Raw genomic sequence first — 24,327 nt, forward strand, 5'->3', positions numbered from 1 at the left:
GCGCCTAGCCGCACCTGTTCCGCTGCGTTAAGGTGCCCTCATGGTTTCGAGAAAGGACAGTTCATTGCGCCCTCGGCACTCGTTGATTTCCCTGAGTCTCGCCATGAGCCTCGCCGCATTCCCGGCCTCGGCCTTCGAAACGCTCAGCTTCGCATTTCCCGATCTCGATCAGGACATCCAGGACAAGATCACCGCCTATTCCGCGCTGGTGAAGACCAAGACGGACGGCAAGACCGAAGGCCCCGACGTGATGGCCGCGGCGCTCTCCGACTACGGCATCATCGTCGAGACGCTCTACGGCAGCGGCTACTACGGTCCCGAGGTGTCGATCCGCATCGACGGGCGCGAGGCGGCGGACATCCCGCTGCTCTCGACGCCGCAGCAGGTGAACCGGGTCGACGTGCTGGTCCGCCACGGGCCGAGCTTCAAGTTCTCCAAGGCCGAGGTCACGCCGCTCGCCCCCGGAACCGACCTGCCCGAGGATTTCCGCGCCGGCCAGCGCGCCCGCGCCGACACGATCTCGGGCGCCGCGCAGGCGGCGGTGGATGGCTGGCGCAACATCGGCTACCCCAAGGCGGACCTGACCCGCGAGGACATCACCGCCAACCACGAGACGCGCCGCGTCAGCGCCGAGATGGGCGTGACCACCGGCCCGCGCCTGCGCTTCGGGCGCATCCTCAACGTCGGCAAGAGCAACGTGCGCGGCGCGGCGCTGCGCCGGATCGCCGGCCTGCCGACCGGCGAGATCTATGACCCGCAGCAGGTCAAGGACGCGGTCGACCGGCTGACCCGCACCGGCACCTTCGCCACGGTCACGCTGCGCGAGAAGGACCAGCCAAACGCCGACGGCACGCTCGACTACACGCTCGACGTCGTCGATTCGAAGCCGCGCCGGATCGGTGCCGGCGCCGAGATCAGCTCGCTCGAGGGTCTCTCGCTCACCGGCTACTGGCTGCACCGCAACATCCTCGGCGGCGCCGAACGGCTGCGCTTCGACGCCTCGATCACCGACATCACCGACCAGCCCGACACGCTCGACTACACGCTGACCGGGCGGCTCGACGTGCCCGCGGTCATCGGCCCCGAGACCAACGGCTACTTCGAGACCGAGCTGCAGCACCTGCAGGAGCCGAACTACGACCTCGACAGCATCGAGCTCACCCTCGGCATCACCCGGCAGCTGACCGAGTACCTCTACACCGAGATCGGCGTCGGCTACCTCTACTCGGAAACCAAGGACGACCTCGGCGACCGCACCTTCGAGCTGCTGACCCTGCCGATGAAGGCCGAGTACGACCGCCGCGACAACGAGTTCGACCCGCGCCACGGCTTCTACATCCTGACCGAGGCGACACCCTTCATGAACCTGCGCGACGATCCCAACGGCGCGCGGCTCTACGGCGACTTCCGTGGCTACCTCGCGCTTGGCGCGCGCGAGCGCTCGGTGCTGGCCGGGCGGGTGATGCTGGGCTCGGTGGTCGGGCCCGACATCGACCAGACCCCGCCGGACTATCTCTTCTACTCCGGCGGCGCGGGAACCGTGCGCGGCCAGCCCTACCAGTCGCTCGCCATCGACCTCGGTAACGGCGATTCGATCGGCGGCCGCAGCTTTGCCGGTCTCTCCGCCGAATTCCGTCAGGACATCGGTGAAAGCCTCGGCGCGGTGCTGTTCTACGACGCGGGCTACATCGGGCGCGACAGCACGCCGGGCGGCGACGACGGCGAATGGCACGCGGGCGCGGGCCTCGGCGTGCGCTACAAGACGGGCATCGGCCCGCTGCGCTTCGACGTCGCCATGCCCGCGGGGGGCGACACCGGCGAAGGCGTTCAGATTTACCTCGGGATAGGACAGGCGTTTTGACCCTTCTCAAGCGATTTTTCATGGCTCTGCTCCTGCCGCTCTTTCTGGCGGCCCCCCCTGCCCTCGCGCAGGAAGAGGACGAGGACAGCGGCGGTTTTCTTGAACGGCTGATCGAGGATTCCCTCTCGGGCGCCGGGCGCGACGTGCGCATCACCGGCTTTCGCGGGGCGCTGAGCTCCGAGGCGACGCTCGAGCGGATGACCATTTCCGATTCCGAGGGCGTCTGGCTGACGCTCGAGAACGCCAAGCTCAACTGGCGCCGCACCGCGCTGCTGCGCGGCCAGCTCATCGTCAACGAGCTGAGCGCCGAGCGGCTGGCCGTGGCCCGCGCCCCGGTCACCGACGGCGAGACCCCGGCCCCCGAGGCCTCGGGCGATTTCTCCCTGCCCGACCTGCCGGTCTCGGTCGACGTCGGCGCGCTGAAGATCGCGCGGGTGGAACTGGGCACGCCCCTGATGGGCGAGGAGATCGCGCTCGAGGTCGAGGGCTCGGCCAAGCTCGCCGATGGCGAGGGCAATGCCGACATCGCGGTGAACCGGCTCGACGGGCCGCAGGATTCGCTGACCCTCGCCGGCAGCTACGCCAACGCCAGCGGCGCGCTGACCATCGACGTCGCGCTCGAGGAGGAAAGCGGCGGCATCGTCGGCACCAAGCTCGGCCTGCCCGGCGCCCCCTCGCTCGCCATGACGGTCAAGGGCGACGGCGTGCTCGACGACTTCAAGGCCGACCTGCAGCTCGCCACCGACGGCGAGGAGCGGCTCGGCGGACAGGTCACGCTGCAGGGCAGCTCCGAGGCCGGACGCCAGTTCAGCGCCGACCTCTCGGGCGACCTGCGCCCGCTGCTGCCCGAGCAGCACCGCGAGTTCTTCGGCCCCGAGCAGAGCCTGCAGGTCTCGGGCCTGCAGGGCTCGGACGGCACGCTCGACCTGCAGAAGCTCGACCTGCAGGCCGCCATGGTCTCGCTCACCGGCACCGCGCGCATCGGCGCCGACGGCTGGCCCGAGCTGATGAAGCTCGACGGCGAGATCGCCTCGGAAGACGGCAGCCCGGTGCGGCTCGCCATGTCCGGCGACGTGACCATGGTCGATCACGCCACGCTGGCGCTCGACTTCGACGCATCGCAGGGCGAGGCCTTCTCGCTCGACGTGGTAGCCGAGGGCATCGACCGCCCCGACATGTCGGTCGAGCGCGCCGACATCGCCGGTCGCGGCACGATCCGCCGCAGCTCCGGCGCCTCGCTGCCCGGCGGCGTGGACGCGCAGCTGACCTTCGACGCCTCCGGCCTCGACTTCGCCGACGCCTCGATGGCCGACGCCGCGGGCGAGGAGCTGAAGGGCGTCATGCAGATCGAATGGCAGGCCGGCGATCCGCTCTACCTGCGCCAGATCGACTTCGGCGGCGCGGGCATCTCGCTCGCCGGGGACGTGACGTTCTCGGGTCTCGGCAACAGCGGCAACATCGTCATCGAGCCCGACCTCAACCTCAAGGCCGAGGACATCGCGCGCTTCTCCGGCCTTGCCGGGCGTCCGCTCGGCGGCGACGCCGACCTCGCGGTCAAGGGCACGATCGAGCCGGTCGCGGGGCGTTTCGACGTCACCACGCAGGGCCGCACGCTGGATCTGAAGACCGGCATCGCGCAGGCCGACGGGCTGCTCGAGGGCACGGTGGAGCTCTTCGCCTCCGCCGTGCGCAACGAGGAAGGCACCGAGCTGCGCCGCCTCGACCTCTCGGGCGAGGGCATCAAGGCCGTCGCCGAGGCCAAGCTGCAGACCGGCGGCAGCACCGGCAATTTCGAGATCTCGATCCCCGACGCCTCGAAGGTGCAGGAGGGCCTCACGGGCGCGGTCGAGGTCAAGGGCACGCTCGACGAGACGCCCGAGGCCTACCGGCTCGACATCACCGGCAGCGCGCCGGGCGGTACCGACCTCGACGGTCTGGTCACCGCCAGCAAGCTCGAGGAGGGCGGCATCGGGACCATCCGCTTCGAGGGCGACGCCGCGGCGCAGGACCTTTCGGCCTTCGCCCCGCTCGCCGGCAAGCCGCTGGCGGGTGGCGTGGACCTGAAGACCGACGTCGCCTACACGCTGGACGGCGGCGCGATCGACGCGGTGCTGGACGGCACCGTGCGCGACATCGAGACCGGCATCGCCCAGCTCGACGGGCTGCTGCGCGGTACGGTCGATCTTGACGCCTCGGTCGCCTATGACGGCGATCTGGCGCAAATCCGCCAGCTAGAGGTGAACGGCGAGGCGGTGCAGGTCACCGCGCAGGGCGAGGTCTACACCTCGGCGCTGCTCGGCGGCACGCCCTCCGCCAGCGCCGGGCAGAGCAACGCCAGCTTCGACATCTCGCTGCCCGACATGTCGCTGATCGAGCCGGAGATCACCGGCCCGGCCCGCTTCACCGGCACGCTGCAGGAGGCGGCGGACAGCTACCAGCTCGACCTCGACGCCTCTGCCCCCGGCGATGTGCGCATCACCGGCAAGGCCAGCGCCGCGAAGCAGCCCGACGGCAGCATCGGCACCGTCTCCTTCGACGGCGACGTGGCGGCGGCGGATCTGTCGATCTACGAGCCGCTCGCCGGGCGCGCGCTGTCCGGCGGGCTCGACCTGGCCGCCGACGTCTCCTACGACATGAAGACCGGCGCGGTGGACGCGGTGCTCGACGGCACCACGCGCGATCTCGGCACCGGCATCGCGCAGGTGGACGGGCTGCTGACCGGCACGGTCGATCTCGACGCCTCGGTCGCCTATGACGGCGATCTCGTGCAGATCCGCCAGCTCGACGTGAACGGACAGGCGATCCAGGTCACCGCCACGGGCGACGTCTACACCGCCGCGCTGCTCGGCAAGGAGCCCTCCGCGGAAGGCGGGCTCAGCAATGCCAGCTTCGACATCGCCCTGCCCGACATGTCGCTGATCCAGCCCGGCGTGAACGGCGGCGCGCAGCTGAAGGGCACGCTGCAGGAAAGCGACGGCGCCTACCAGCTCGACTTCACCGGCTCCGGCCCGGGCGAGGCCAGCGCGCAGGGCCGCGTCACCGCCGAGAAGCTCGGCGGCGGCAAGCTCGGCACGGTGGGCTTCGACGGCAACGCCTCGGTCGGCTCGCTCGCCGCCTACGCGCCGCTGGTCGGCCAGCCGCTGAACGGCGGGCTGAACTTCGACGGCACGGTGAACTACAACCTCGCCGACGGCAGCCTTACCGCCGACGGGCAACTCCAGACCCGCGCATTGGCGCTCGGCATTCCCACCGTCGACCAGCTGGTCGGCGGCGACGGCAGCGCCGTGGTGCAGCTGACCCGCGACGCCAGCGGCGCGCTCAGCATCCGCCGGCTCGAGGTGCAGACCCGCGAGATCACCGCCACCGCCAGCGGCGGCTACGGCGGCGCGAACAGCAGCATCACCTACAACGTGGCGCTGCGCGATCTCGGCCTGCTGGTGCCGCAGCTTCCCGGCCGCGCCACCGCCGAGGGCACGCTGGCGCTGAACGGCAGCCAGTACCAGCTGCAGACCAACGTCACCGCCCCCGGCGGGACGCGGGCGCAGATCGCGGGCACGATCGCGCAGGACTTCGGCAGCGCCAACCTCGCGATCACCGGCAACGCGCCGCTGCAACTGGCCAACGAGCTTGCCGCTCCCAACCTGCTCTCGGGCACCGCCAACATCGACATGCGGCTGAACGGCCCGCTGGCGGTGAACTCGCTCTCGGGCAACGTGACGGTGAACGGCGCGCAGGTCGTCGTGCCGGGGGCCGGGCTCGAATTCACCGGGCTCAACCTCAATGCCAACGTCGGCGGCGGCCAGACCCGGCTGACCGCCTCGAGCGCGCTCGCCACCGGCGGGCGGCTCGAGGTGAACGGCACCATCGGCATGAGCGGCTCTTACCCCGCCGACATCGCCATCGCGCTCAACCAGCTGGTGCTCGAGGACCGGCGACTCTACCAGGTGCAGCTCGGCGGCAATGTCTCGATCTCGGGGCCGCTGCTCACCGGGCCGGCGATCCGCGGCGACATCCTCATCGACAACGCCGAGATCCGCATCCCGGAAACCGGGCTCGGGCCGGGAAGCCGCGGCTTCGTGCTGAGCCATGTCTCGGAGCCCTTCAGCTCGCGCGTGACCCGCATCCGCGCCGGGCTGATCGACGAGGACCAGCAGAGCGAGGGCTCAGGCTACTCGTTGCCGCTCGACCTGGTGATCCGCGCGCCGCAGCGCATCTTCGTGCGCGGCCGGGGTCTCGACATGGAACTGGGCGGCGCGCTGCGCATCACCGGCTCGTCGAACGACGTGATCCCGCAGGGCCGTTTCGACCTGATCCGCGGCCGGCTCGACATCCTCGGCCAGCGGCTCACGCTGGACCGCGCCTCGATGGCGCTGACCGGCGATTTCATCCCGACGCTCGACATCGCCGCGACCAGCCAGGTGGAAAGCACCACGGTGACGGTCAGCATCACCGGGCTTGCGACGGCGCCCGAGGTCGATTTCACCTCGGACCCCTCGCGGCCCGAGGAGGAAGTGCTGGCACTGCTGCTCTTCGGCCGCGACCTGACCCAGATCTCGGGCTTCCAGGCGCTGCAGATCGCGGCGGCGGTCAACACACTCGCCGGGCGAGGCTCGGGGGCCGTGGACAACCTGCGGCAAGGGTTCGGGCTCGACGACCTTGACGTCACCACCAATGACGAGGGCGAGGCAGGTCTGCGGCTCGGCAAGTACATCTCGGACAACGTCTACACCGATGTCGAGGTGGACTCGGGCGGCGGCAGCGCGGTCAACCTCAACATCAAGATCACCCCGAGCCTGAAGGCCAAGGGCAGCGTGACCTCCGAGGGCGACAGCACGCTCGGCCTCTACTACGAGCACGACTACTGAGGCTGCGTCCGCGCAGCGAGCAAGGGTGTCCCCGCGGGGACACCCTTTTCGCCTCCGCTCCGTGCCCCATTGCCGAGACCGGCGCCCGCCCCTAGAACGGGGCCGTTTGTCAGCGGGGGTGTTTCATGGACATGGGTCTGCCGGTCGAGGGTCGGTTCCGCAGGATCGGCGGGCGGTTCTACCGGATCGTCACCGAGGACCGCCGGGCCAGCGCGCTTGCCCCCGCGCTCAGCCCCGAGGGGCGGTTCCACCACGGCGGCCAGCCGACGCTCTACGTCTCGTCGCGCCCGGACTGGGCGGAGCATGCGATCAAGGCCTACGTGAAGGCGGGCGACGCGCCCCGGGTGATCTGCGAGCTGGAGATTGCCGCGGCGCGGGTGCTCGACCTGCGCGACGCGGCGCAATGCGCCGACTGGGGCGCGGACCCGGCGCTGGCCGCGGTGCCCTGGCTGCCGGAACGGGCCGAGGGAAGGCCCGCCTCGACCTGGCGCGTCTCGGACCTCGCGCGCGACGGCGGGGCGGACGGGATGATCTACACCGCCCGTAGCGCCCCGGGCCGCTGGCATCTCGTGCTCTTCGACTGGCTGTCCCCGCGGGTACGGGCCCGGCTCACCGGCCGGACCCTGCCCTATCCGCTGGCGCCGGGCTGAGCCGGGCTCAGAGCCCCAGCGCCGCCTCGACCTCGGCCAGCGTGACCGCGCCCGGCGCGGCTCCCTCGCGCACCAGCCGGGCGGCCAGCGCGGTGACCCAGTCGTTGCCCGGCGTGGGCACGCCGTGGAGCCGGCCAAGGAGCGAGACCTCGCCGTTCAGGTAATCGGTCTCGACCGAGCCCGCGCCGCGCGCAAGGCTCTGCGCGGTGGAACTGCCGACGCGTGTGATGCCGGGAACGTCCACGATCTTGAGCTGCGCTGCGCGGCTGCCGTCGTCTTCTCCGGGATCGGTCCAGGCGATGCCCGCGCGGGCAAGCACCGCCTCGGCCTCGGCCTTCAGTGCGGCGGTCACCGGCGCACCATCGGCGCCTTCACCAAGCGCCGCGCCGACGATATTGCCGAGGTTCATCAGCAGCTTGCCGTACTTGCGCTGCATCACCGCCGCGCGCGTGGCAGAGGGGAAGCCCGCCGCCTCGAGCCGCGCCACAAGCGCCGCGTCAGCGGCATCGATGCCCTCGGGATAGCACCCGATGTCGAAGGAGCCGATGAAGGGCGCGCCGTAGCAGACCACCTCGCCGGGCTGCACGAAATCGGCCGGCAGCATCACCGTCACGCCGTGCACGTTGGGGAAGTAGCGCAGCGCGAGGCGCTCGTTCTCCACCCCGTTCTGGAAGCAGAAGAGGGGCTGGTCGCGCAGCCCCGCGTCGCGCAGTTGCTGCAGCGCCGCCTCGCTGTGCTGGGTCTTCACGCAGAGGCAGATCACGTCATCCGCGCGCAGCTGCGCCTCGGCGGGCGTGGCGACGCAGGGAAACTCCGCGTGCAGCGCGCCCTCGGGCGTGCGCAGGGTCAGGCCGCCCTTGCGCACCGCCTCGAGCTGCGCGCCGCGGGCGATGCCGATGACCTCCTGCCCGGCGCGGCTCAGCATGACCGCCAGCGCCCCGCCGATCGCGCCGATGCCGAGGATGACGATCCGGCTCATTCCACCGCTTCCGCCAGCGGCAGGCCCCCGATCCTGGCGAGCAGCGAGACGATCTCGTCCACGCCCTTGCCGTGCTTGACCTGCGCGAAGACGAAGGGCTTGCCGGCGCGCATCCGCGTCGCGTCGCGCTCCATCACCTCGAGCGAGGCGCCGACATAGGGCGCGAGGTCGGTCTTGTTGATGACGAGGATGTCCGACTTGGTGATCGCCGGGCCGCCCTTGCGCGGGATTTCCTCGCCCGCGGCCACGTCGATCACGTAGATCGTCACGTCGGCCAGCTCGGGCGAGAAGGTGGCGGACAGGTTGTCGCCGCCGCTTTCGATCAGCACGAGGTCGAGGTCGGGAAAGGCCGCGTTCAGCTCGGCAATGGCGGCGAGGTTGATCGAGGCATCCTCGCGGATCGCCGTATGCGGGCAGCCGCCGGTCTCGACACCCTTGATGCGGTCGAGCGGCAGGATCTGCTGGCGCATCAGCTCTTCGGCATCCTCGCGGGTATAGATGTCATTGGTCACCACGGCCATCGAGAGCCGGTCGCGCAGCGCGCGGGCAAGGGCGGCGGTGAGGGTGGTCTTGCCGGCGCCCACGGGGCCGCCGAGACCGACGCGGAGGGGTCCGTTGGGGGAAGTCATGTCGTCTCCGTCAGGTGTCAGGATCTGAAGATGCGGGAATAGAGCGCCTCGTGGCGCTGGCTGGCAATGTCCGAGAGCGGGGAGAAGGTGCCGATCTCGTCGAGCGTCGCGGTCATCGCCTGCGCGGCCAGCGCCTCGCAGAGCGGCGAGAGCGCGCGGATCACCCCCTGCCCCTCGGTCTGGCCGAGCGGGATCAGGCGGATGCCGGCGGCGGCGAGGTTCGCGGCGAAGGCCTGCAGGTAGAGCTGCAGCGCCGGTTTCAGCGGCAGGTCGAGCGCGCGCACCGCCTGCCCCACCGCCACGGGATAGGGCGCGGGACGGATCGCGACCTGCCAGAGATCGCTGACGGTGGCGGCAAAGGCCTCGCCCTGCTTCACCGTCTCGAGCCGGCGCTCGGCCGAGGGGGTGAGCGCGGTGGCGAGATCCGCAATCTCGGCGGGATCGGCGCCCCCGGCGACCTGCGCCAGCAGCACTGCGTCGCTCCAGCCCGCGCCGTGGCGCAGCACCGCCTCGAGCCAGCCCTGAAGCTGCGCCGCGGTGGTAACGCGCCCCTCCTGCACCAGCGTCTCGAGCCCGTGCGAATAGGCGAAGGCACCCACCGGGAAGGAGGGCGAGAAGAGCTGGTGCAGCGTCAGCAGCGGGTCAGTGGTCATGCGTGTGGGCGTGGCCGTGGGAATGGGAATGGTCGTGATCGTGGTCGTGGTCATGCGAATGATCGTGGTCGTGCGAATGCGCATGGCTGTGGGCATGCGCATGGCTGTGCGCCTCCGGCCCGTGGGACTGCGAATGGTCGTGGCCGTGGGTGCGGCCGTGGCCATAGGCGCCGCCCTCGGGGGTGAAGGGCTCGGTCACCTCTTCGACCGTCGCGCCGATATGGCCGAGCATGTCGCGGATCACGTGGTCGCGCTGGATCAGCAGCCGGGCGGGCTCGATCTGGCAGGGGGTGTGACGGTTGCCGATGTGCCAGGCAAGGCGCGGCAGGTCCGCGCCGCTCACCGCCAGCAGCGGCTCGGCGGCGGCTTCCACGCGCACCGCGCGCCCGTCGGTCAGCACGAAGGCGTCGCCCTGGTCGAGGCTTTCCGTATGCGCCAGATCGACGAGAAAGCTTTCGCCCTGGTCGCTCTTCAGCACCTTGCGGCGCAGGAAGCGGTCCTCGTAGCTGAGCGTCACGCTCATCTGCGCCTCGGGCGCGGCGCCCTTGCGGGCGATCTCGTGGGACATGGGCAGTGCGGTCGCGGGGGCGGTCATCGGGAGGCTCCGTCGAAGTCAGGCGTTCGGCCAGCAACCTCATCCCATCCGCCGGAAAAGGCAAGGCCACGCACCGGGATCACCGGGGCGTGGCCTTGAAGTGCTGAGTTCTGCGGCGCTCGTGCGCCCCAAGCAACTCAGAGGTAGAACACGTCCTGGAAGACGTGACGCGCGATGTCTTCGCGACGGATGCCACGGGCGGCCAGTTGCTCGTCCGAGAGACGCTGCAGGGCTTCGATCTTGCGCAGGCGCGGATTTGCTTCACCGAGGGCGACGAGGCCGTTGCCGATGGCCGAGAAGAAGCGCGAGAAGAACGGAGCCTGTTCGTTGCGTGCGGTAGCGGTCAGAAATGCCATTTGGAAACCTATCCTAGCGTTCAGTGTTGGTTTCCTCCCTTGACACCCAAGATAGGGCAGCCCCCGGCGAACAACAAATGCTGCATGTGCATAGCGGGCTGCCGGGAGATGCAAAGATCACAGATCTGAATATTTCAGCGGACCGCCTCGATCGCGTAATATTCGTACCTTTCCTCGCCCTCGGTGTCCGAAAACCCCGAAAGAAAGGACAATCCGAGCCCCGGCAGCCAGCTCAGGTAATCAATCGTCCCGTCCTCGTAGCGCTGGATGATCGGCATCATCTCGTAAGTGCAGGCCCCGAAAGAGATTTCGGTGAGCGGGCCGAAGCGGAAGCTGAGCATCTCGGAGCGCAGGCTGCCGGTCTCCTTCACCGCGACCTTGACCGCCCAGCTTCCCGCCGGCTTCGGCTCGGGCATGGCGGCGGGGGTGACGGGATAGCCGTAGGTGATCCGCGTGACGGGCACCGGCTCGCCCTCCTCGAGGTCGATCGCCTCGAGCAGGTAGACCCCGGCGCCGAGCAGGGTGCGGCTGATCGCGACGCCGTCCTGCTCGTAGACCGAGCGGATCACCGCGGGGCCCTGGCGGGTGAAGAGTTCCGAGGCGCCCTCCGGGCCGCGCAGGCGGATGCCTTTCTCGAGGTCAGCAGCAGAGGGACAGGGTGCGGCCAGGGCAAGACCCGGGAGGAGGGTCAGCACGAAGGCCAGCGGAGCGAAGTGCATGGGAGACATCCTTACGGGCCGCCCTTTGCGGCCCGCAAGCAATCTATCCAATCCCGGCGGGAAGGTCAGTAGAGGAAGTAGCGTTGCGCCATCGGCAATTCGCGCGCCGGCTCGCAGGTGAGCAGCTCGCCGTTCGCCCGCACCTCGTAGGTCTCGGGGTTCACCTCGACATGCGGCAGCGCGTCGTTGAGGATCAGGTCCTTCTTGCCGATGCCGCGGGTGTTCTTCACCGCCAGCGTCTGCTTGGCGATGCCGAGCCGGTCGCGCAGCCCGTCGGCCTGCGCCGCCTCGGACACGAAGATCACCGCCGAGTTCTCGACCGAGCGGCCGTAGGCGCCCCACATCGGGCGGGTGTAGACCGGCTGCGGCGTCGGGATCGAGGCGTTGGGATCGCCCATCTGCGCGCAGACGATGGTGCCGCCCATGAGAACCATCTCGGGCTTAACGCCGAAGAAGGCCGGGTTCCACAGCACGAGGTCGGCGCGCTTGCCCTCCTCGATCGAGCCGATGTGCTGGCTGATGCCATGCGCGATGGCCGGGTTGATCGTGTATTTGGCGATGTAGCGGCGGACGCGGAAGTTGTCGTTGTCGCCGGTCTCCTCGGCGAGCTTGCCGCGCTGCTTCTTCATCTTGTCGGCGGTCTGCCAGGTGCGGATGATCACCTCGCCGACACGGCCCATGGCCTGGCTGTCGGAGGCGATGATCGAGAAGGCGCCCATGTCGTGCAGGATGTCCTCGGCGGCGATGGTCTCGCGGCGGATGCGGCTTTCGGCGAAGGCCACGTCCTCGGGGATCGACTTGTCGAGGTGGTGGCAGACCATCAGCATGTCGAGGTGTTCCTCGAGCGTGTTGACGGTGTAGGGGCGCGTCGGGTTGGTCGAGCTCGGAAGCACGAATTCCTCGCCGCAGATCTTGATGATGTCGGGGGCGTGGCCGCCGCCCGCGCCCTCGGTGTGGAAGGCGTGGATGGTCCGGCCCTTCATCGCCGCGACGGTGTTCTCGACGAAGCCCGATTCATTGAGCGTGTCGGTGTGGATCATCACCTGCACGTCCCAAGCGTCGGCGACCGACAGGCAGGTGTCGATCGTCGCGGGGGTGGTGCCCCAGTCCTCGTGCAGCTTGAGGCAGCAGGCGCCGGCGCGGATCTGCTCCTCGAGCGCGGCGGGCAGCGAGGCGTTGCCCTTGCCGGCGAAGGCGAGGTTCATCGGGAAGGCGTCCGCGGCCTGCATCATCCGGCCAAGGTGCCACGGCCCCGGCGTGCAGGTGGTCGCCAGCGTGCCATGCGCCGGGCCGGTGCCGCCGCCGAGCATGGTGGTCAGGCCCGAGTGCAGCGCGTCCTCGATCTGCTGCGGGCAGATGAAGTGGATGTGGCTGTCCATGCCGCCGGCGGTGAGAATGCGCCCCTCGCCCGCGATCGCCTCGGTGCCCGGGCCGACGATGATGTTGACGCCCGGCTGGGTGTCGGGGTTGCCCGCCTTGCCGATCTTCGCGATGCGCCCGTCCTTCAGGCCCACGTCCGCCTTGTAGATGCCGGTGTGGTCGACGATCAGCGCGTTGGTGATCACCGTGTCCACCGCGCCCTCGGCGCGGGTGTACTGCGACTGGCCCATGCCGTCGCGGATCACCTTGCCGCCGCCGAACTTCACCTCTTCGCCGTAGAGCGCGCGGTTACCGCCCCCGGCGAGCGTGGCGGTGAGGTCGCGCTCGACCTCGATGATGAGGTCGGTGTCTGCAAGCCGCACCTTGTCCCCGGTGGTGGGGCCGAACATGGCGGCGTAGTCGCGGCGGGAAATCGTTGCGGGCATCAGGAGTCGTCCTCGGGTTGTCAGTTCGGCAGGAGCGCGCGCAGATCCTCGCTGCGGCGCCGGGTTAATCTGGTCAGGCAGCTCACCTCGACGAGGGGCTGGATCGTGCCGCCCTCGTAGGGCGCGGCCTCGGCGGTGCAGGCGGCGTCGCGGAAGGGGATCCAGGCGCGCTGCGCGGCGCGGACCTGCGCCATCACCGGCTCGGAGGCGCTGGCCTTCAGCTGGGCATAGACCGCGTTCAGCTCGGCATCGGCCGCCGCGTACTCGCGCCCGGCGCAATCCCGCATCTCGACGGTGGTCTGGGCGTTGCTGCATTGCGCGGCGGCCGCATCGGCCAAAAAAAGCGCAGCCGCTGCGATGAGCGCAATCCCGGCCATGCGAATCCCCTTTGTGCGGACGCGGGAGGCGAGTAACGTCCTCGTGACGCTAGAGAAGTCCATTTTCCCTCCCAGCAAGCTCATCAGCAAGGAGTATGGAATGTTCAGGTCTACGATTGCAGGACTTTCGCTGCTGGCGCTCGGCGCCGGGGCAGCGGGTGCCGCGGGTGATGTCGCCCGGGGCGAATACCTCGTGAGGGGTCCGATGGGCTGCGGCAACTGCCACACGCCCTTCGGCGAGGCGGGGTTCGACATGAGCAAGGAGCTCGCGGGTCGCCTCGTCGAGGACAACCCCATGTTCACCGCCTACTCGGCCAATATCACGCCGGGCGGCGAGGTGGCCGGCTGGAGCGATGCCGAGCTCATGCGCGCGATCCGCGAGGGCATCCGCCCCGACGGCTCGCTGATCGGGCCGCCCATGCCCTTCACCATGTACAGGGACCTCGGCGATGACGATCTTGCCTCGATCGTCGCCTTCCTGCGCACGATCCCGGCGGTCGACAACGAGGTGCCCGAGTCCGAGTACCGCATGCCCCTGCCCCCGGCCTATGGCCCGCCCGTGGAAAGCGTCACCGCACCCGAGCGCGGCGTGACGGTCGAGTACGGCCACTACCTCGCCACGGCGGTCGCGCATTGCATGGAGTGCCACTCGCCGATGGGCGAGAAGGGCCCGATGATCGACCCCGAGCACCTCGGTCAGGGCGGGTTCGAGTTCCACGGCCCCTGGGGCAGCGTCACGGCGCCGAACCTCACCAGTTCCGAGGACGGGCTGGCGGGCTACACCGACGAGGAGCTGAAGACGATCATCACCCAGGGCAAGCGACCCGACGGCGAGGCGATGATGCCGCCGATGCCCTACGGCTACCTTGCGCACATGACCGACGACGACGTCGCCGCGGTGATCCTCTACCTGCGCAGCCTGCCGCCGCTGCCCGACGCCTGAGCCACGCGCGATCCGGCGTGCCAGCGACTGGCGCGCCGGGTCCTTCCGGGGCGGGACTGCGGGGATTGCGGCGAGCAGGATCAAGGCGCCCCCGTCACTTCACCAGCACGGGACCGCAGATGCCCACCCGCGCCAGCGGCACCGGGCGGGCAAGGGGCACCGCGCGCACCTGGCTCCGGCCAAGCTCGAGCCAGGCCTCGGCCATCTGCGCCTGCAGGGCAATCACCTGGCCCGTGCCCCGCATCATCAGGGCCGCCCAGTCGAAGGGTGTCATGAAGACCATCGCCCGTCCTCCCCTGCCCGCGCCTACCAGCCCGAGCGCTGGCCCGGCCGGAACTGCGGCCCGCGGCGGCTCAGCCGCTTGCGGTTGCGGCGGGCCTTGGTCTCGAGCGGCGCGGAAAAGGCGTTGATCACCGTGGCCGCGGGCGCGCCGCGCATCATCGCGGTGCTTGCCTGCCACCAGGCCTGCATGAAGGCGGGGCCCTTCTCGGCGGTCATCCGGTAGGCCTCGGTCGAGGGGACGGACCACATGCCCGCGAAGCCGAGCATGCGCAGGGCCACCACGCTCTGCGCCTCGGCGCCCAGGAAACCCAGCCGCATCATGCTGCCGGTCAGTGCCGTATATGCGTCGAACATCGCTGCCGTCCCTTTTGCTGGAAGAGGAGACCCTAGAGCGCCCCCATGACCTTCTGGTTGAAGCCGTAGATCTTGCGCTCGCCCGAGACCGGGATGAGCTGCACCTCGCGGCGCTGGCCGGGCTCGAAGCGCACGGCGGTGCCCGCCGCGATGTCGAGCCGCATGCCCCGCGCCGCGTCGCGGTCGAAGTCGAGCGCCGGGTTGGTCTCGGCGAAATGGTAATGCGAGCCGACCTGCACCGGCCGGTCGCCGGTATTCGCGACCATCAGCGTGATCGCCTCGCGGTCCGCGTTGAGGACCAGTTCGCCCTCGGCGGGGAAGATCTCGCCGGGGATCATTCGCGTCCACCCCCGTACATCCGCCAGCCGGCGAAGGCCGCCACCGCCAGCAGGGCCACGACGCTCAGCCAGGCCTCGGCGCCATGCGGGTGCAGGTGCGCGCCGGAATGCGCGAAGGCCGGGGTCGCGAGCGGCAGCGCCATGATCGGAAGGAGGTATTTCATCGTCTCACCTGTGGTCTCTAAAGTGTCTCGTCGCGCCGGAGGTTCCGGAGAACCCGGCTTTACCGAATGGGATTGTGCACGGTCACCAGCTTGGTGCCGTCCGGGAAGGTCGCCTCGACCTGCACCTCGTGGATCATCTCGGGGATCCCGTCCATGCACTGCTCGGCGGTGATGACCTGCGCACCGGCCTCCATCATCTCGGCGACCGAGCGGCCGTCGCGGGCGCCCTCGACCACCGCGTCGGTGATCAGCGCCACGGCCTCGGGGTAGTTCAGCTTCACGCCGCGCGCGAGGCGCTTGCGGGCCACCTCGGCGGCCATGGCCACCAGAAGCTTGTCCTTTTCGCGGGGGGTCAGTTGCATGGTCAGATCATCCAGGGTCTTGGGAGTTCGGCACCCGAGAGGCGCCGCAGTATGGGGCAAAGGTGACGGCGCAGCTCGAACCCGTCAATGGCGAGCATGCGCAGCACGAGAAGGTCGGGGCCGGGCGCCGAGACGCCTGCGGTCTCGGGCAGCATCGCGCGCAGCGGCTCGACCTGCGCGGCGGCGCCGCGCGCGGCAAGCACCACCGTCGCCATGGCCCGCGCGCCGTCCGCGATGGCCGGGTCGGCGAGATGCGCGGCGGCATTGCCCGAGAGGCGCAGCCGGTCGGACCAGATCAGCTGACCCCCGCGCGAGATGTCGATGCGGTCGGCGTGGCGCAGGTCGGTGACGCTCTCGCCCATGGCGGCGCGGCCGAAGATCAGCGGCTCGCAGAGCAGCAGCCGCGCGTCCGGCGCCATCTCGACCGAGAGGCGGCGGTCGAGCGCCGCGCCGTCGAAGAGGATCGTCTCCTGCGGCAGCCAGTCGAGCCGTGCGCCGGGCTCCAGCACCAGCCGCGTGTCCACCCGCCCGGTCTCGCCGGGCAGCGCGCGGTAGACCCGCTCGGCCGCCTGCGTGGTCAGCGCCAGATGCGCGCCCTCGCGCGCGGTCGCGGAAATGTCGAAGGCGTCGCCGCCGGTCACCCCGCCTGAGCTGTTGAGATAGACCGCCTGCAGCGCCGACAAGCTGCGCGGAAACAGCAGCTTGGAGCTGCCGGACATGTGCAGGTCGGCGATGACGCTGGCCCCGCCCCGCCGCCGCGCGGCAAGACGCGCACGCCCGCGGGCGCGCTGCGCCGGAACGCTGCCCGAGGGCCGCGTCGGCGCGCTCATCTGGGGCTGATCATAGGGAATGGGCCTGTCCTCCGCTTGCCCCGCGGACCCTCTTTCAGGGCGCGGCGGACCACAAGCTGGGGCGCGGCGCGGCGGGCGCGCGGGGCCGCGACGGATTTGCCACCTGCCCGTTCGCTCGGCGAAATTCCCGCCGATGCGCAAAACATGGGCGGAACTGAATCAGTCATCCTTGGGCCGCCCATGGTGCTCGCAGCGGTCCGGCTTGAGGTCGAGAAGCGGCGTTCCGTCCACGCAGTCGAGCCCCCGGACCACCAGCACCGGCCCCTCGCGCCGCAGCAGCCGCACCGAGGAAATCCCGATCGGGTTGGGCCGCACCGGCGAGCGCAGGGCAAAGGTGCCGCGGGTCGCGCCGTCGCCGTGCGGGCTCTGGGTCAGCAGGTCGCGGCGGGCGCGGTCGAGCCAGTAGAGCACCTGCACCCGCTCGGCCCGCTCGATGCCCGCGAGCGCGGGCTCCCAGTCCGGATCGAGCTCGATGCGGCATTCGGGACCGTCGGGATCGCCCTGCCGAGGGCAGTCGCGCCGCGTGGCGAAGGGCGTGCGGATGCGGCCGATGAAGCGCAGCTGCGCGTCCCCGGCCGGGGGCAGCGCGAGCGCGGTCTCGCCGGGGCGGATCTCGTCGTCGGTGGTCTGGCTCATGGCACGTCCCTTCCTGCGTCGGCCGAAGGGTAGCGCGGCCCCGTTCAGCCGGCCAGCGCCGCGTCGTAGGCGGCCACGACCTCGCGCGCGCGGGCGGTCAGCTCGGCAAGGCTGCGGCCCGGCGTGTAGAGCCAGGTTCCGATGCCGAAGCCGGTGACACCCGCCGCCAGCCACTCGCCCATGTTGCCCGCGCTCACCCCGCCCACGGCATAGGTTGGCGTGCCCTGCGGCAGCACCGCCTTCATCGCCTTCAGCCCCTCGGGACCGATCAGCGAGGCGGGGAAGAACTTCAGCCCGTCGGCGCCGGTGCGCAGCGCGATGAAGGCCTCGGTCGGGGTCAGCACGCCCGGGTAGCTCAGCATCCCGGCCTTCTTGGTGGCCATGATCACCCGCTGGTTCATGTCGGGCGAGACCACCATGCGCGCGCCGATCTGCTGGAGTCGCAGCACCTCCTCGGGGGCGAGCACCGTGCCGGCGCCGATCACCGCGTCCGTGCCGAAGCCCTGCACCATCTTGGCGATGGAGTCGAAGGGGCGCGGCGAGTTGAGCGGCACCTCGATCTTGGTGATCCCCTCGGCGATCAGCGCCTCGGTGACGGCGGGGGCCTCCTCGGGGGTGAGGCCGCGCAGGATGGCGATGATCTCGCGGGTCATTCTTGTGTCTCCGTCTTGCGGGCCGCCTTCAGCCCTTCGAGCGTCATGCGCTCGGCATCGGCGATGAGCACCGGCACGGCGAGCTTGTCCAGCGCGGCGCGGTAGTGCGAAACCAGCTTCGAGGCGCCCAGCAGGGCGACGCTCTGGCCGAGCCAGTAGGGTTTGGCCGCCGCCAGTTCCATGCCGATCAGCAGGCCCGAGAGCCGTGCCGTGGCCTTCTCGGGCGGCAGACCGTGCAGCAGCCCCTCGGCGCGCAGGGTGAAGAGTTCCGAGGCGAAACCGGCCGGGCGGCCCATCGCCTGATCGACGCCCCCGGCAAAGGCCTCATCATCCCAGCCGGTGCCAAGCCCGTGGCGCAGCACGGATTTCTGGCTCAGCAGCTCGAAGAGCTCGCCGGTCATGAAGCTGCGGAAGGAGACGATCTCGCCGGCGCTCACATGCACCCACTTGCTGTGCGTGCCGGGCAGGCAGATCACCCCGTCGAAGCGCGGGTTGAGCGCGAGGAAGCCCGCGACCTGCGTCTCCTCGCCGCGCATCACGTCGGCGGGACGGTCCTGCGCCACGCCCGGAAGGATGCGCACCTCGAGGCGCGGGTCCTGCGTCGGCACGGTGATCGCCTCGGCGAGCCCCGGCGGGGCGCAGGGGGTCTTCACGTAGGGGGCCTCGGCCCAGCCCTGCCGCGCCCCGGCCATGCCGCAGATGATCACCTGCGTGCCGGGCTCGAGATCGGGCAGCAGGCCCAGCAGGGTCGGCTCGAAATCGGCGGGCGTGAGGCGGCCCATGCCGGCGTCGCTCTCGGCGCGTTCAAGGACGGTGCCATCCGCCGCCATGCGCCACAGGCGCAGGTTCGACGTGCCCCAGTCCACCGCGATCCAGTCAGGTCGGGCCATCTGTCCTCCTAGAATTGCCGCCCCGTGTTAGCGCCCGACCTTGCGGCACGCAAGGGCGGGGACCCGCAGGCGCCTGGCGGCTTGCGAAAGGCGCGCGCGCGAGGATCAGACCCAGCCCCAGGCGGCGGCGACTTCCCACAGGAGGCGCAGGGTGAGCAGCGCGAGCGCGACGTTCACCGCCGCGAAGAAGAGCCGTTCGGGCAGCCAGCGCACCAGCCGCTGCCCCGACCAGGCGCCGAAGATCGCCACGGGCGCCAGCATCGCCACCCGCTGCAGGCTCTCCCAGGTCACCTGGCCGGCAAGGATGTAGGGCGGCAGCTTCATCCAGTTGATGCAGGCGAAGAGAATCGCCGTGGTGCCGACATAGGTCATCTTCGGCAACCGCTGCGGCAGCATGTAGGCCTGGTAGGGCGGCCCGCCGGCGTGGGAGATGTAGCTGGTGAAGCCCGAGAGCGCGCCCCAGAAGAGGCCGCGGGGCACGTCGGCGGGGCGCGCGCGGTGGTCGCGGGCAAGGCGCTTCCGCAGCGCGTCGCCAAGGTAGTAGACCCCGACCAGCGCCACGATCAGCTTGCCGGTTTCCGGCGGCACGTGCGAGATGCAGAGGAAGGCGACGAGGATGCCGATCGCCGCGGCGGGGAACAGGATGCGCAGGTTGCGCGCCGAGAAGTCGCGGCGGAAGAGCCAGACCGCGTAGACGTCCGACAGGATGTACATGGGCAGCAGCAGCCCGGCCGCCGCCGCGGGGTCGATGAACATCGACAGGATCGGCACGCCCAGCATGGCGACCATCGGCATCCCGCCCTTCGAGGCGCCGACGCAATAGGTGGCGATCGCCGCCGCGACCCAGAACCCGCTTTCTTCGACCATGCCACGTCCTTTCCTGTCGCGGCCCTTTCTGGAGAAAGCGCGCGAAAGGGGAAAGCGGAAAAGGTCGGGCGGCGGCGGGAGTTGCTTCGCGGCGCGCGAAGCCGGTGTTGCGCGGACGGCGGACGTGTGGCGCAGGCGCGGTTCAGGCGGCGCGGCTGTGGTTGGCGCGGAGCAGAGGCACGGTCAGCTCGGCATCCTCGGACAGCGGGCGCAGCGGCGGCAGGCCCGCCGCCTCGAGATCGGCGTGATAGGCCTGCACCGCCTCGCGCGAGCTCATCCCCTCGCGCACGACGCGGCGCATGGCGCGCATCATCAGCACGGGATCCTCGCATTCGAACTCGGCGCGGCTGAAGCTCGCGGTGCGCGCGCCGTAGCGTTCGCCCTGCGCCAGCCGCTCGAGACAATCGCGGGTCGTCCCCTCGCGGCAGCCGGTGAGGCCGAAGATGACCCGCGCCGGATCCCAGCCCGCCAACTCTTCCATGGCGCGCGGGCCGTGATAGCCCACCTCGACGAATTGCGGACGCTCCTTGGCGGCAATGCCGGCGAGGCTGCGGGTCAGCACGTCGTTGCGGTAGGCGGCGTAGTCCTCGTCGCCGGTATCGACCGGGATGCGCGGATCGGCGACGCGCAGGAAATGCCGCAGCCCGACCGCGGCGGCGCTATGGCGGAACTCGGCATAGGCGCGCAGCGTGGCATGGTCGATGTCGATGTCGTTGTAGAAGCTGAGCGCGTAGAGCCCGAGGTTGGCCACCGGGCGCACGCTTTCGAGCCGCGCGCTGCGGAAGGGCATGGCGGGGAACTGCGTGTAGCGCCCGCCGCGGACCTGCCAGATGTCGGTGTTGTCGGTGAGCCGCACCGCGGGGGTGACGTTGGAGCGCGCGTATATCCCCTCCTCGCTGAAGACCTCGGCATTGGAGAGCGAGGTGAGCACGATGTCGGCGAGGTCGCTCTCGATCACCCGGCGCATGTCGGCGCGGTAGGAGGGCGCGCTGCGCAGCCGGCCATCGGGGTCGCGCCCGGCGGCGGAGCAGCCGCGCAGCAGGTCGGCGTCCTTGCAGAAGGTCAGGATGAAGTCGCGTGGCCCGTAGCGCCCGCCCGCGATCTTGCCCAGCTTCTCGTCGATCCGTCGCATCGCCCGTCCCCGCGCCAGCCCGTTCCGCCCGGCAGGGTGCGGCAAAGAGGTTGAGCAAACGTCAACCGCGGCGCGGGATCAGACCGGCACCACGTCGACCTGGTGCGTCGTGACATGGCTGCCCTCGGAGCGCAGCGAGCCGCGGGTCGGTGCCACGTCGGAATAGTCGCGGCCAAAGGCGACGGTGACGTGATCGGCCCCGGCGGGCATGTCGTTGGTGGGGTCGATCTCGATCCAGCCGGTCTCGGCGCCGCACCAGGCGCGGACCCAGGCGTGCATCGCGTCGGCCCCCTCGAGCCGCGGCCGGCCCTCGGGCGGGATGGTGCGCAGGAAGCCCGAGACGTAGCCCGCCGGGATGCCGAGGCTGCGCAGCGCGGTGATCATCACGTGGCTGATGTCCTGGCAGACGCCGCGCCGCGCGCGGAAGGCCTCGATCGCGGTGGTGGTGACCTCGGTCGCCTCGGGGTCGAAGGCGAACTCGGTGTTGAGCCGGTGGCTGATCGCCTCGACCGCGGCGCGCACCGACATCGAGGCGGACAGCGTGTCCTGCGCGAAGGCGGCGATCTCGGGCGCGGCGGGCAGGCGCGGCGAGGCGCCGAGGAAGTGATGCGGGCTTTCCGGGCCGATGCTGCGCACCGCGGCGAGATCCTGCGCCAGGTCCGCCGGCCCGCCCGAGAGGTCGAGCCCCGCCACCGGCCGCGCCTTGCGCACCCGGCCCGCGAAGGAGAAGGCGATCTCGCTCAGCGGCATGTCATGCGCCATCTCGCAGGTCGGGTTGCCGAAGAAATCGGTGCCGTCGCGGCGCCAGCTCGGGGCGGGATCGGCGCTCACCGCGCCGGCGAGCAGCTCCTGCCCGGGCAGCGCGCGGGGCAGCATCCGCAGCAGCGTGCGGCTCGATCCGGCGGGATGGGCGTATTCGTAGGTGATGCGGAGCGAGATGTCGTACAGCTGGGACATGGGTCGGCTCCGGCGTCAGCTCAGGTATTGCGCGGTCAGCGCGTGGGAGATGGCGGCAAGGTCGGCGCGGAAGCCGCGCAGGCGCTCGGGGGTGATCTCCTCGGGGGCGGCGACGGCCAGCGCGGTGCGCAGGATGAGGATGCGCCGCGCCGCCTCGGGCAGGCCGGTGCTGCCCGCCGGGCGCAGCCGCGCCTCCTCGGCCATCAGCACGTCGAGCTGGAAGAGCAGCGAGCGCGGGTTGCCGGGGTCGAGCGCCAGCAGGTCGATCACCGTCTCGCGCGAGGTCTCGACCGAGTAGCGGCGACGGTGGGTCATCAGGCTGTCGCCGACCTCGACGGCAAGGTCGAGCCCGCCCTGCGGCGTGGTCTTGCCGGTGAAGGCGGCGAGGAAGGCCGCCATCTGGTCGGCGCGCTCGAGCGCGCGGCCGACGGTCAGGAAGCGCCAGCCGAGGAAGCGGAACATGTTCTCGTGCACGAGGCCCGAGAAGCCGGCGATCCGGCGCAGCAGCAGGCTCATGGCGCGGGCGGCATCGTCGCCGGGATGGCAGCCCTCGGCGGCCTCGCGGGCGGTGGATGCAAGGTCCGAAAGCGCGCTCCAGCCGTCGGTCGAGAACCGGTCGCGCACCTTGGCGGCGCAGCCGCGCGAGACGTCGAAGAGCTGCAGCAGCCCCGGCGGCACCGGCTCCTCGGACGGGTCGAGCCCGTAGCCCGCGAGGAAGCGCGCGAGGCTTTCGACCAGCGGCAGCGCGTCGGGGCCGTAATCCTCGAGCCGCAGGTGATAGGCGCGGATCTGGCGCACGCCGTTCTCGGCCCGCTCGACGTAGCGCCCGAGCCAGAAGAGGTTGTCCGCCGCGCGCGCGGGCAGCAGCCCCGGCTGGCGGCGCAGGAAGGGCCCCTTGTCGCGCGGGGCCAGCGTCTCGCTGGCGACCGGCGCATCCGAGGTGATCCAGACGTCGGCGACTGAGCCACCCGCCTGCATGGCCAGCGCCGTGGGATCGCCCGTCCGCCCGATGCGCGCGTAGCCGCCCGGCATCACCGTCCAGCCCTGCGGCGTGCGCGCGGCGAAGACCCGCACCACCATCGGGCGCGGCACCAGCCGCTCGCCGACCATGGCGGGGGTGGTCGAGAGCGTCACCGCCTCCTGCCCCACCAGCGTCTCGCCCTCGCGGTCGAGCCAGTCCGAGACCGAGCCATGCGCGCTGCCCCGGAACCGCCCGCCGAGCGCGGTGCCCGCGTCGATGTCGAAGGGCAGCTTGGTCGACTGCGCCGGGCCGATCAGCATGCGGTGCAGGTTGTCGCGCACGTAGGCGCGCTCGGTCGGCTGGCCGCACCACCATGTCGCGATGTTGGGCAGCTTCAGAGCCTCGCCGGTCAGCGCCTCGCAGATGCGCGGCAGGAAGGCCATGAGCGCGCGCGATTCCAGGACGCCGGAGCCGAGGCAGTTGACCATGGTGATCGCGCCCGCCCGCAGCGCCGAGACCATGCCGGGCGTGCCGAGCGCCGAGCTCTCGTCGAGTTCGAGCGGGTCGGCAAAGCGCGAGTCGAGCCGCCGCCAGAGCACCGAGACGGGCTCGTCCCCGGCGACGGTGCGCACCTTGAGCTGGCCGTTGCGCACCGCCAGATCCTCGCATTCCAGCAGCATGAAGCCGAGGTAGCGGGCGATGTAGGCGTGTTCGTAATAGGTGTCGGTGTGCTGGCCCGGTGTCAGGATCGCGACCCGGCTGCCATCGTCGGCGCGCAGGTCGATGAGCGCATCGCGGAAGCTGCGGAAGAAGCCCGCCAGTCGCTCGACGTTGGCCTTGGGGAAGAGGTCGTGGAAGACGCGCCCCGTGGCCATGCGGTTCTCGAGCGCGAAGCCCGCGCCCGAGGGGGCCTGCGTGCGGTCGCCAAGCACCAGCCACGAGCCATCAGGCGAGCGGCCGATCTCGAAGGCGAGGAAGTGCAGGAAATGCCCCGAGCGCGGCTGCACCCCGACGATGGGCCGCAGCCACTCGGGGTTGCGCGCCACGAGGTCGGCGGGGAGGAAGCCCTGTTTCACCAGATCGCCCGGCCCGTAGAGGTCGGCCATCACCCGTTCCAGCAGCTCGGCGCGCTGCGCGATGCCTTGGGACAGGGTCGCCCATTCCCTGCCCGAGATCACCACCGGCACGTGGCTCAACGGCCAGTTGCGCTCGGTCGAGCCCTCGCCGGTGTGCTGGCGGAAATAGACCCCGGTGTCGTGCAGGTACTGGTCGCCCCGGGCGAAGGCGCGGGCGCGGGTCTCGGCGCTCTGCGCGGCGAGGTGGCGGATCAGCGGCTGCCAGGCGGGGCGCAGCGTGCCGTCGGGGCGCAGCAACTCGTCGGCCACGCCCGGCGGCGGGCTGTAGCCTTGCAGGAACTTCGCCACCGTCTCCGGCAGCGGGCGTGTCAT

General features: G+C 70.7%; 25 protein-coding genes. 4 read left to right on the top strand and 21 right to left on the bottom strand.

The window, feature by feature from the left end; all coding sequences use genetic code 11:
* Window positions 1–103: 103 nt before the first annotated feature.
* From PVT71_RS02040 to PVT71_RS02050, 3 genes are all read left to right on the top strand, one after another.
* Window positions 104–1,861, top strand: a complete 1,758-nt coding sequence (locus PVT71_RS02040; protein ID WP_353472834.1) for a BamA/TamA family outer membrane protein — start codon at window positions 104–106, stop codon at window positions 1,859–1,861.
* A gap of 20 nt (window positions 1,862–1,881) precedes the next feature.
* The gene (locus PVT71_RS02045) at window positions 1,882–6,726 is read left to right on the top strand and encodes a translocation/assembly module TamB domain-containing protein (RefSeq protein WP_353472835.1); all 4,845 of its coding nucleotides are present in this window, start codon (window positions 1,882–1,884) and stop codon (window positions 6,724–6,726) included.
* Between the two features lie 125 nt (window positions 6,727–6,851).
* Window positions 6,852–7,376 carry an RES family NAD+ phosphorylase gene (locus PVT71_RS02050; RefSeq protein ID WP_353472836.1) on the top strand — a complete coding sequence of 175 codons (525 nt, stop codon included), beginning with the start codon at window positions 6,852–6,854 and terminating at the stop codon, window positions 7,374–7,376.
* A gap of 7 nt (window positions 7,377–7,383) precedes the next feature.
* On the opposite strand, the gene PVT71_RS02055 is transcribed toward PVT71_RS02050, so the two are convergent.
* From PVT71_RS02055 to PVT71_RS02090, 8 genes are all read right to left on the bottom strand, one after another.
* Complete coding sequence (locus tag PVT71_RS02055; RefSeq protein ID WP_353472837.1) at window positions 7,384–8,355, bottom strand: 2-dehydropantoate 2-reductase N-terminal domain-containing protein; 972 nt, start codon at window positions 8,353–8,355, stop codon at window positions 7,384–7,386.
* Entirely contained in the window at window positions 8,352–8,984 is a 633-nt protein-coding gene (ureG, locus tag PVT71_RS02060; RefSeq protein WP_353472838.1) for an urease accessory protein UreG, read from the bottom strand. The genes PVT71_RS02055 and ureG overlap by 4 nt, the downstream gene beginning before the upstream one ends.
* A gap of 17 nt (window positions 8,985–9,001) precedes the next feature.
* Entirely contained in the window at window positions 9,002–9,637 is a 636-nt protein-coding gene (locus tag PVT71_RS02065; RefSeq protein WP_353473823.1) for an urease accessory protein UreF, read from the bottom strand.
* Complete coding sequence (locus tag PVT71_RS02070) at window positions 9,627–10,205, bottom strand: urease accessory protein UreE (protein ID WP_353473824.1); 579 nt, start codon at window positions 10,203–10,205, stop codon at window positions 9,627–9,629. Before PVT71_RS02070 ends, PVT71_RS02065 begins: the two co-directional genes overlap by 11 nt.
* A 164-nt stretch (window positions 10,206–10,369) precedes the next feature.
* The gene (locus tag PVT71_RS02075; protein WP_353472839.1) at window positions 10,370–10,588 is read right to left on the bottom strand and encodes a DUF1127 domain-containing protein; all 219 of its coding nucleotides are present in this window, start codon (window positions 10,586–10,588) and stop codon (window positions 10,370–10,372) included.
* A 134-nt stretch (window positions 10,589–10,722) separates the two neighbouring features.
* Complete coding sequence (locus PVT71_RS02080) at window positions 10,723–11,307, bottom strand: hypothetical protein (RefSeq protein ID WP_353472840.1); 585 nt, start codon at window positions 11,305–11,307, stop codon at window positions 10,723–10,725.
* A 65-nt stretch (window positions 11,308–11,372) separates the two neighbouring features.
* Window positions 11,373–13,112, bottom strand: coding sequence for an urease subunit alpha (ureC, locus tag PVT71_RS02085; protein ID WP_353472841.1), 1,740 nt, complete (start codon window positions 13,110–13,112; stop codon window positions 11,373–11,375).
* A 20-nt stretch (window positions 13,113–13,132) separates the two neighbouring features.
* On the bottom strand, window positions 13,133–13,489 hold the full coding sequence (locus tag PVT71_RS02090) for a lysozyme inhibitor LprI family protein (protein WP_353472842.1): 357 nt from the start codon (window positions 13,487–13,489) through the stop codon (window positions 13,133–13,135).
* A 100-nt stretch (window positions 13,490–13,589) separates the two neighbouring features.
* Here PVT71_RS02090 and PVT71_RS02095 point away from each other — a divergent pair, with 100 nt between their 5' ends.
* Window positions 13,590–14,432 (top strand): c-type cytochrome, encoded by an 843-nt coding sequence (locus PVT71_RS02095; RefSeq protein WP_353472843.1) that lies wholly within the window; start codon window positions 13,590–13,592, stop codon window positions 14,430–14,432.
* A gap of 94 nt (window positions 14,433–14,526) precedes the next feature.
* Here PVT71_RS02095 and PVT71_RS02100 read toward each other — a convergent pair whose 3' ends face one another.
* The 13 genes from PVT71_RS02100 to PVT71_RS02160 form a co-directional block, all read right to left on the bottom strand.
* On the bottom strand, window positions 14,527–14,715 hold the full coding sequence (locus tag PVT71_RS02100) for a hypothetical protein (RefSeq protein ID WP_353472844.1): 189 nt from the start codon (window positions 14,713–14,715) through the stop codon (window positions 14,527–14,529).
* A 23-nt stretch (window positions 14,716–14,738) separates the two neighbouring features.
* Entirely contained in the window at window positions 14,739–15,068 is a 330-nt protein-coding gene (locus PVT71_RS02105; protein WP_353472845.1) for an antifreeze protein, read from the bottom strand.
* Between the two features lie 32 nt (window positions 15,069–15,100).
* Window positions 15,101–15,406, bottom strand: a complete 306-nt coding sequence (locus PVT71_RS02110) for an urease subunit beta (protein ID WP_353472846.1) — start codon at window positions 15,404–15,406, stop codon at window positions 15,101–15,103.
* Complete coding sequence (locus PVT71_RS02115; RefSeq protein ID WP_353472847.1) at window positions 15,403–15,570, bottom strand: hypothetical protein; 168 nt, start codon at window positions 15,568–15,570, stop codon at window positions 15,403–15,405. The genes PVT71_RS02110 and PVT71_RS02115 overlap by 4 nt, the downstream gene beginning before the upstream one ends.
* A 59-nt stretch (window positions 15,571–15,629) precedes the next feature.
* The gene (locus tag PVT71_RS02120) at window positions 15,630–15,932 is read right to left on the bottom strand and encodes an urease subunit gamma (RefSeq protein ID WP_353472848.1); all 303 of its coding nucleotides are present in this window, start codon (window positions 15,930–15,932) and stop codon (window positions 15,630–15,632) included.
* Window positions 15,933–15,934: 2 nt separating this feature from the next.
* Window positions 15,935–16,762 carry an urease accessory protein UreD gene (locus PVT71_RS02125; protein ID WP_353472849.1) on the bottom strand — a complete coding sequence of 276 codons (828 nt, stop codon included), beginning with the start codon at window positions 16,760–16,762 and terminating at the stop codon, window positions 15,935–15,937.
* Window positions 16,763–16,942: 180 nt separating this feature from the next.
* The gene (gene tsaA, locus PVT71_RS02130) at window positions 16,943–17,419 is read right to left on the bottom strand and encodes a tRNA (N6-threonylcarbamoyladenosine(37)-N6)-methyltransferase TrmO (protein WP_353472850.1); all 477 of its coding nucleotides are present in this window, start codon (window positions 17,417–17,419) and stop codon (window positions 16,943–16,945) included.
* Window positions 17,420–17,463: 44 nt separating this feature from the next.
* On the bottom strand, window positions 17,464–18,072 hold the full coding sequence (locus tag PVT71_RS02135; protein WP_353472851.1) for a 2-dehydro-3-deoxy-6-phosphogalactonate aldolase: 609 nt from the start codon (window positions 18,070–18,072) through the stop codon (window positions 17,464–17,466).
* Window positions 18,069–18,962 (bottom strand): 2-dehydro-3-deoxygalactonokinase, encoded by an 894-nt coding sequence (locus PVT71_RS02140; RefSeq protein ID WP_353472852.1) that lies wholly within the window; start codon window positions 18,960–18,962, stop codon window positions 18,069–18,071. The genes PVT71_RS02135 and PVT71_RS02140 overlap by 4 nt, the downstream gene beginning before the upstream one ends.
* A gap of 105 nt (window positions 18,963–19,067) precedes the next feature.
* The gene (locus PVT71_RS02145; protein ID WP_353472853.1) at window positions 19,068–19,829 is read right to left on the bottom strand and encodes a sulfite exporter TauE/SafE family protein; all 762 of its coding nucleotides are present in this window, start codon (window positions 19,827–19,829) and stop codon (window positions 19,068–19,070) included.
* A 142-nt stretch (window positions 19,830–19,971) separates the two neighbouring features.
* Window positions 19,972–20,961, bottom strand: coding sequence for a hypothetical protein (locus PVT71_RS02150; protein ID WP_353472854.1), 990 nt, complete (start codon window positions 20,959–20,961; stop codon window positions 19,972–19,974).
* A gap of 78 nt (window positions 20,962–21,039) precedes the next feature.
* Complete coding sequence (locus PVT71_RS02155) at window positions 21,040–21,918, bottom strand: transglutaminase family protein (RefSeq protein WP_353472855.1); 879 nt, start codon at window positions 21,916–21,918, stop codon at window positions 21,040–21,042.
* 15 nt (window positions 21,919–21,933) lie between these two features.
* On the bottom strand, window positions 21,934–24,327 hold the full coding sequence (locus tag PVT71_RS02160) for a circularly permuted type 2 ATP-grasp protein (protein ID WP_353472856.1): 2,394 nt from the start codon (window positions 24,325–24,327) through the stop codon (window positions 21,934–21,936).

The organism is Salipiger sp. H15 (genome assembly GCF_040409955.1).
Taxonomy (GTDB): domain Bacteria; phylum Pseudomonadota; class Alphaproteobacteria; order Rhodobacterales; family Rhodobacteraceae; genus Salipiger.

What these genes read in the sequence shown, in the direction of transcription:
- PVT71_RS02105 (WP_353472845.1), bottom strand. Translation starts at nt 15,068, where the DNA reads ATGTTCGACGCATATACGGCACTGACCGGCAGCATGATGCGGCTGGGT.
- tsaA (WP_353472850.1), bottom strand. Translation starts at nt 17,419, where the DNA reads ATGAGCCAGACCACCGACGACGAGATCCGCCCCGGCGAGACCGCGCTC.
- PVT71_RS02110 (WP_353472846.1), bottom strand. Translation starts at nt 15,406, where the DNA reads ATGATCCCCGGCGAGATCTTCCCCGCCGAGGGCGAACTGGTCCTCAAC.
- PVT71_RS02075 (WP_353472839.1), bottom strand. Translation starts at nt 10,588, where the DNA reads ATGGCATTTCTGACCGCTACCGCACGCAACGAACAGGCTCCGTTCTTC.
- PVT71_RS02090 (WP_353472842.1), bottom strand. Translation starts at nt 13,489, where the DNA reads ATGGCCGGGATTGCGCTCATCGCAGCGGCTGCGCTTTTTTTGGCCGAT.
- PVT71_RS02150 (WP_353472854.1), bottom strand. Translation starts at nt 20,961, where the DNA reads ATGCGACGGATCGACGAGAAGCTGGGCAAGATCGCGGGCGGGCGCTAC.
- PVT71_RS02115 (WP_353472847.1), bottom strand. Translation starts at nt 15,570, where the DNA reads ATGAAATACCTCCTTCCGATCATGGCGCTGCCGCTCGCGACCCCGGCC.
- PVT71_RS02080 (WP_353472840.1), bottom strand. Translation starts at nt 11,307, where the DNA reads ATGCACTTCGCTCCGCTGGCCTTCGTGCTGACCCTCCTCCCGGGTCTT.
- PVT71_RS02040 (WP_353472834.1), top strand. Translation starts at nt 104, where the DNA reads ATGAGCCTCGCCGCATTCCCGGCCTCGGCCTTCGAAACGCTCAGCTTC.
- PVT71_RS02070 (WP_353473824.1), bottom strand. Translation starts at nt 10,205, where the DNA reads ATGTCCCACGAGATCGCCCGCAAGGGCGCCGCGCCCGAGGCGCAGATG.
- PVT71_RS02050 (WP_353472836.1), top strand. Translation starts at nt 6,852, where the DNA reads ATGGACATGGGTCTGCCGGTCGAGGGTCGGTTCCGCAGGATCGGCGGG.
- PVT71_RS02055 (WP_353472837.1), bottom strand. Translation starts at nt 8,355, where the DNA reads ATGAGCCGGATCGTCATCCTCGGCATCGGCGCGATCGGCGGGGCGCTG.
- PVT71_RS02125 (WP_353472849.1), bottom strand. Translation starts at nt 16,762, where the DNA reads ATGAGCGCGCCGACGCGGCCCTCGGGCAGCGTTCCGGCGCAGCGCGCC.
- PVT71_RS02155 (WP_353472855.1), bottom strand. Translation starts at nt 21,918, where the DNA reads ATGTCCCAGCTGTACGACATCTCGCTCCGCATCACCTACGAATACGCC.
- PVT71_RS02065 (WP_353473823.1), bottom strand. Translation starts at nt 9,637, where the DNA reads ATGACCACTGACCCGCTGCTGACGCTGCACCAGCTCTTCTCGCCCTCC.
- ureC (WP_353472841.1), bottom strand. Translation starts at nt 13,112, where the DNA reads ATGCCCGCAACGATTTCCCGCCGCGACTACGCCGCCATGTTCGGCCCC.
- PVT71_RS02045 (WP_353472835.1), top strand. Translation starts at nt 1,882, where the DNA reads ATGGCTCTGCTCCTGCCGCTCTTTCTGGCGGCCCCCCCTGCCCTCGCG.
- PVT71_RS02120 (WP_353472848.1), bottom strand. Translation starts at nt 15,932, where the DNA reads ATGCAACTGACCCCCCGCGAAAAGGACAAGCTTCTGGTGGCCATGGCC.
- PVT71_RS02135 (WP_353472851.1), bottom strand. Translation starts at nt 18,072, where the DNA reads ATGACCCGCGAGATCATCGCCATCCTGCGCGGCCTCACCCCCGAGGAG.
- PVT71_RS02100 (WP_353472844.1), bottom strand. Translation starts at nt 14,715, where the DNA reads ATGGTCTTCATGACACCCTTCGACTGGGCGGCCCTGATGATGCGGGGC.
- PVT71_RS02160 (WP_353472856.1), bottom strand. Translation starts at nt 24,327, where the DNA reads ATGACACGCCCGCTGCCGGAGACGGTGGCGAAGTTCCTGCAAGGCTAC.
- PVT71_RS02140 (WP_353472852.1), bottom strand. Translation starts at nt 18,962, where the DNA reads ATGGCCCGACCTGACTGGATCGCGGTGGACTGGGGCACGTCGAACCTG.
- PVT71_RS02095 (WP_353472843.1), top strand. Translation starts at nt 13,590, where the DNA reads ATGTTCAGGTCTACGATTGCAGGACTTTCGCTGCTGGCGCTCGGCGCC.
- PVT71_RS02145 (WP_353472853.1), bottom strand. Translation starts at nt 19,829, where the DNA reads ATGGTCGAAGAAAGCGGGTTCTGGGTCGCGGCGGCGATCGCCACCTAT.
- ureG (WP_353472838.1), bottom strand. Translation starts at nt 8,984, where the DNA reads ATGACTTCCCCCAACGGACCCCTCCGCGTCGGTCTCGGCGGCCCCGTG.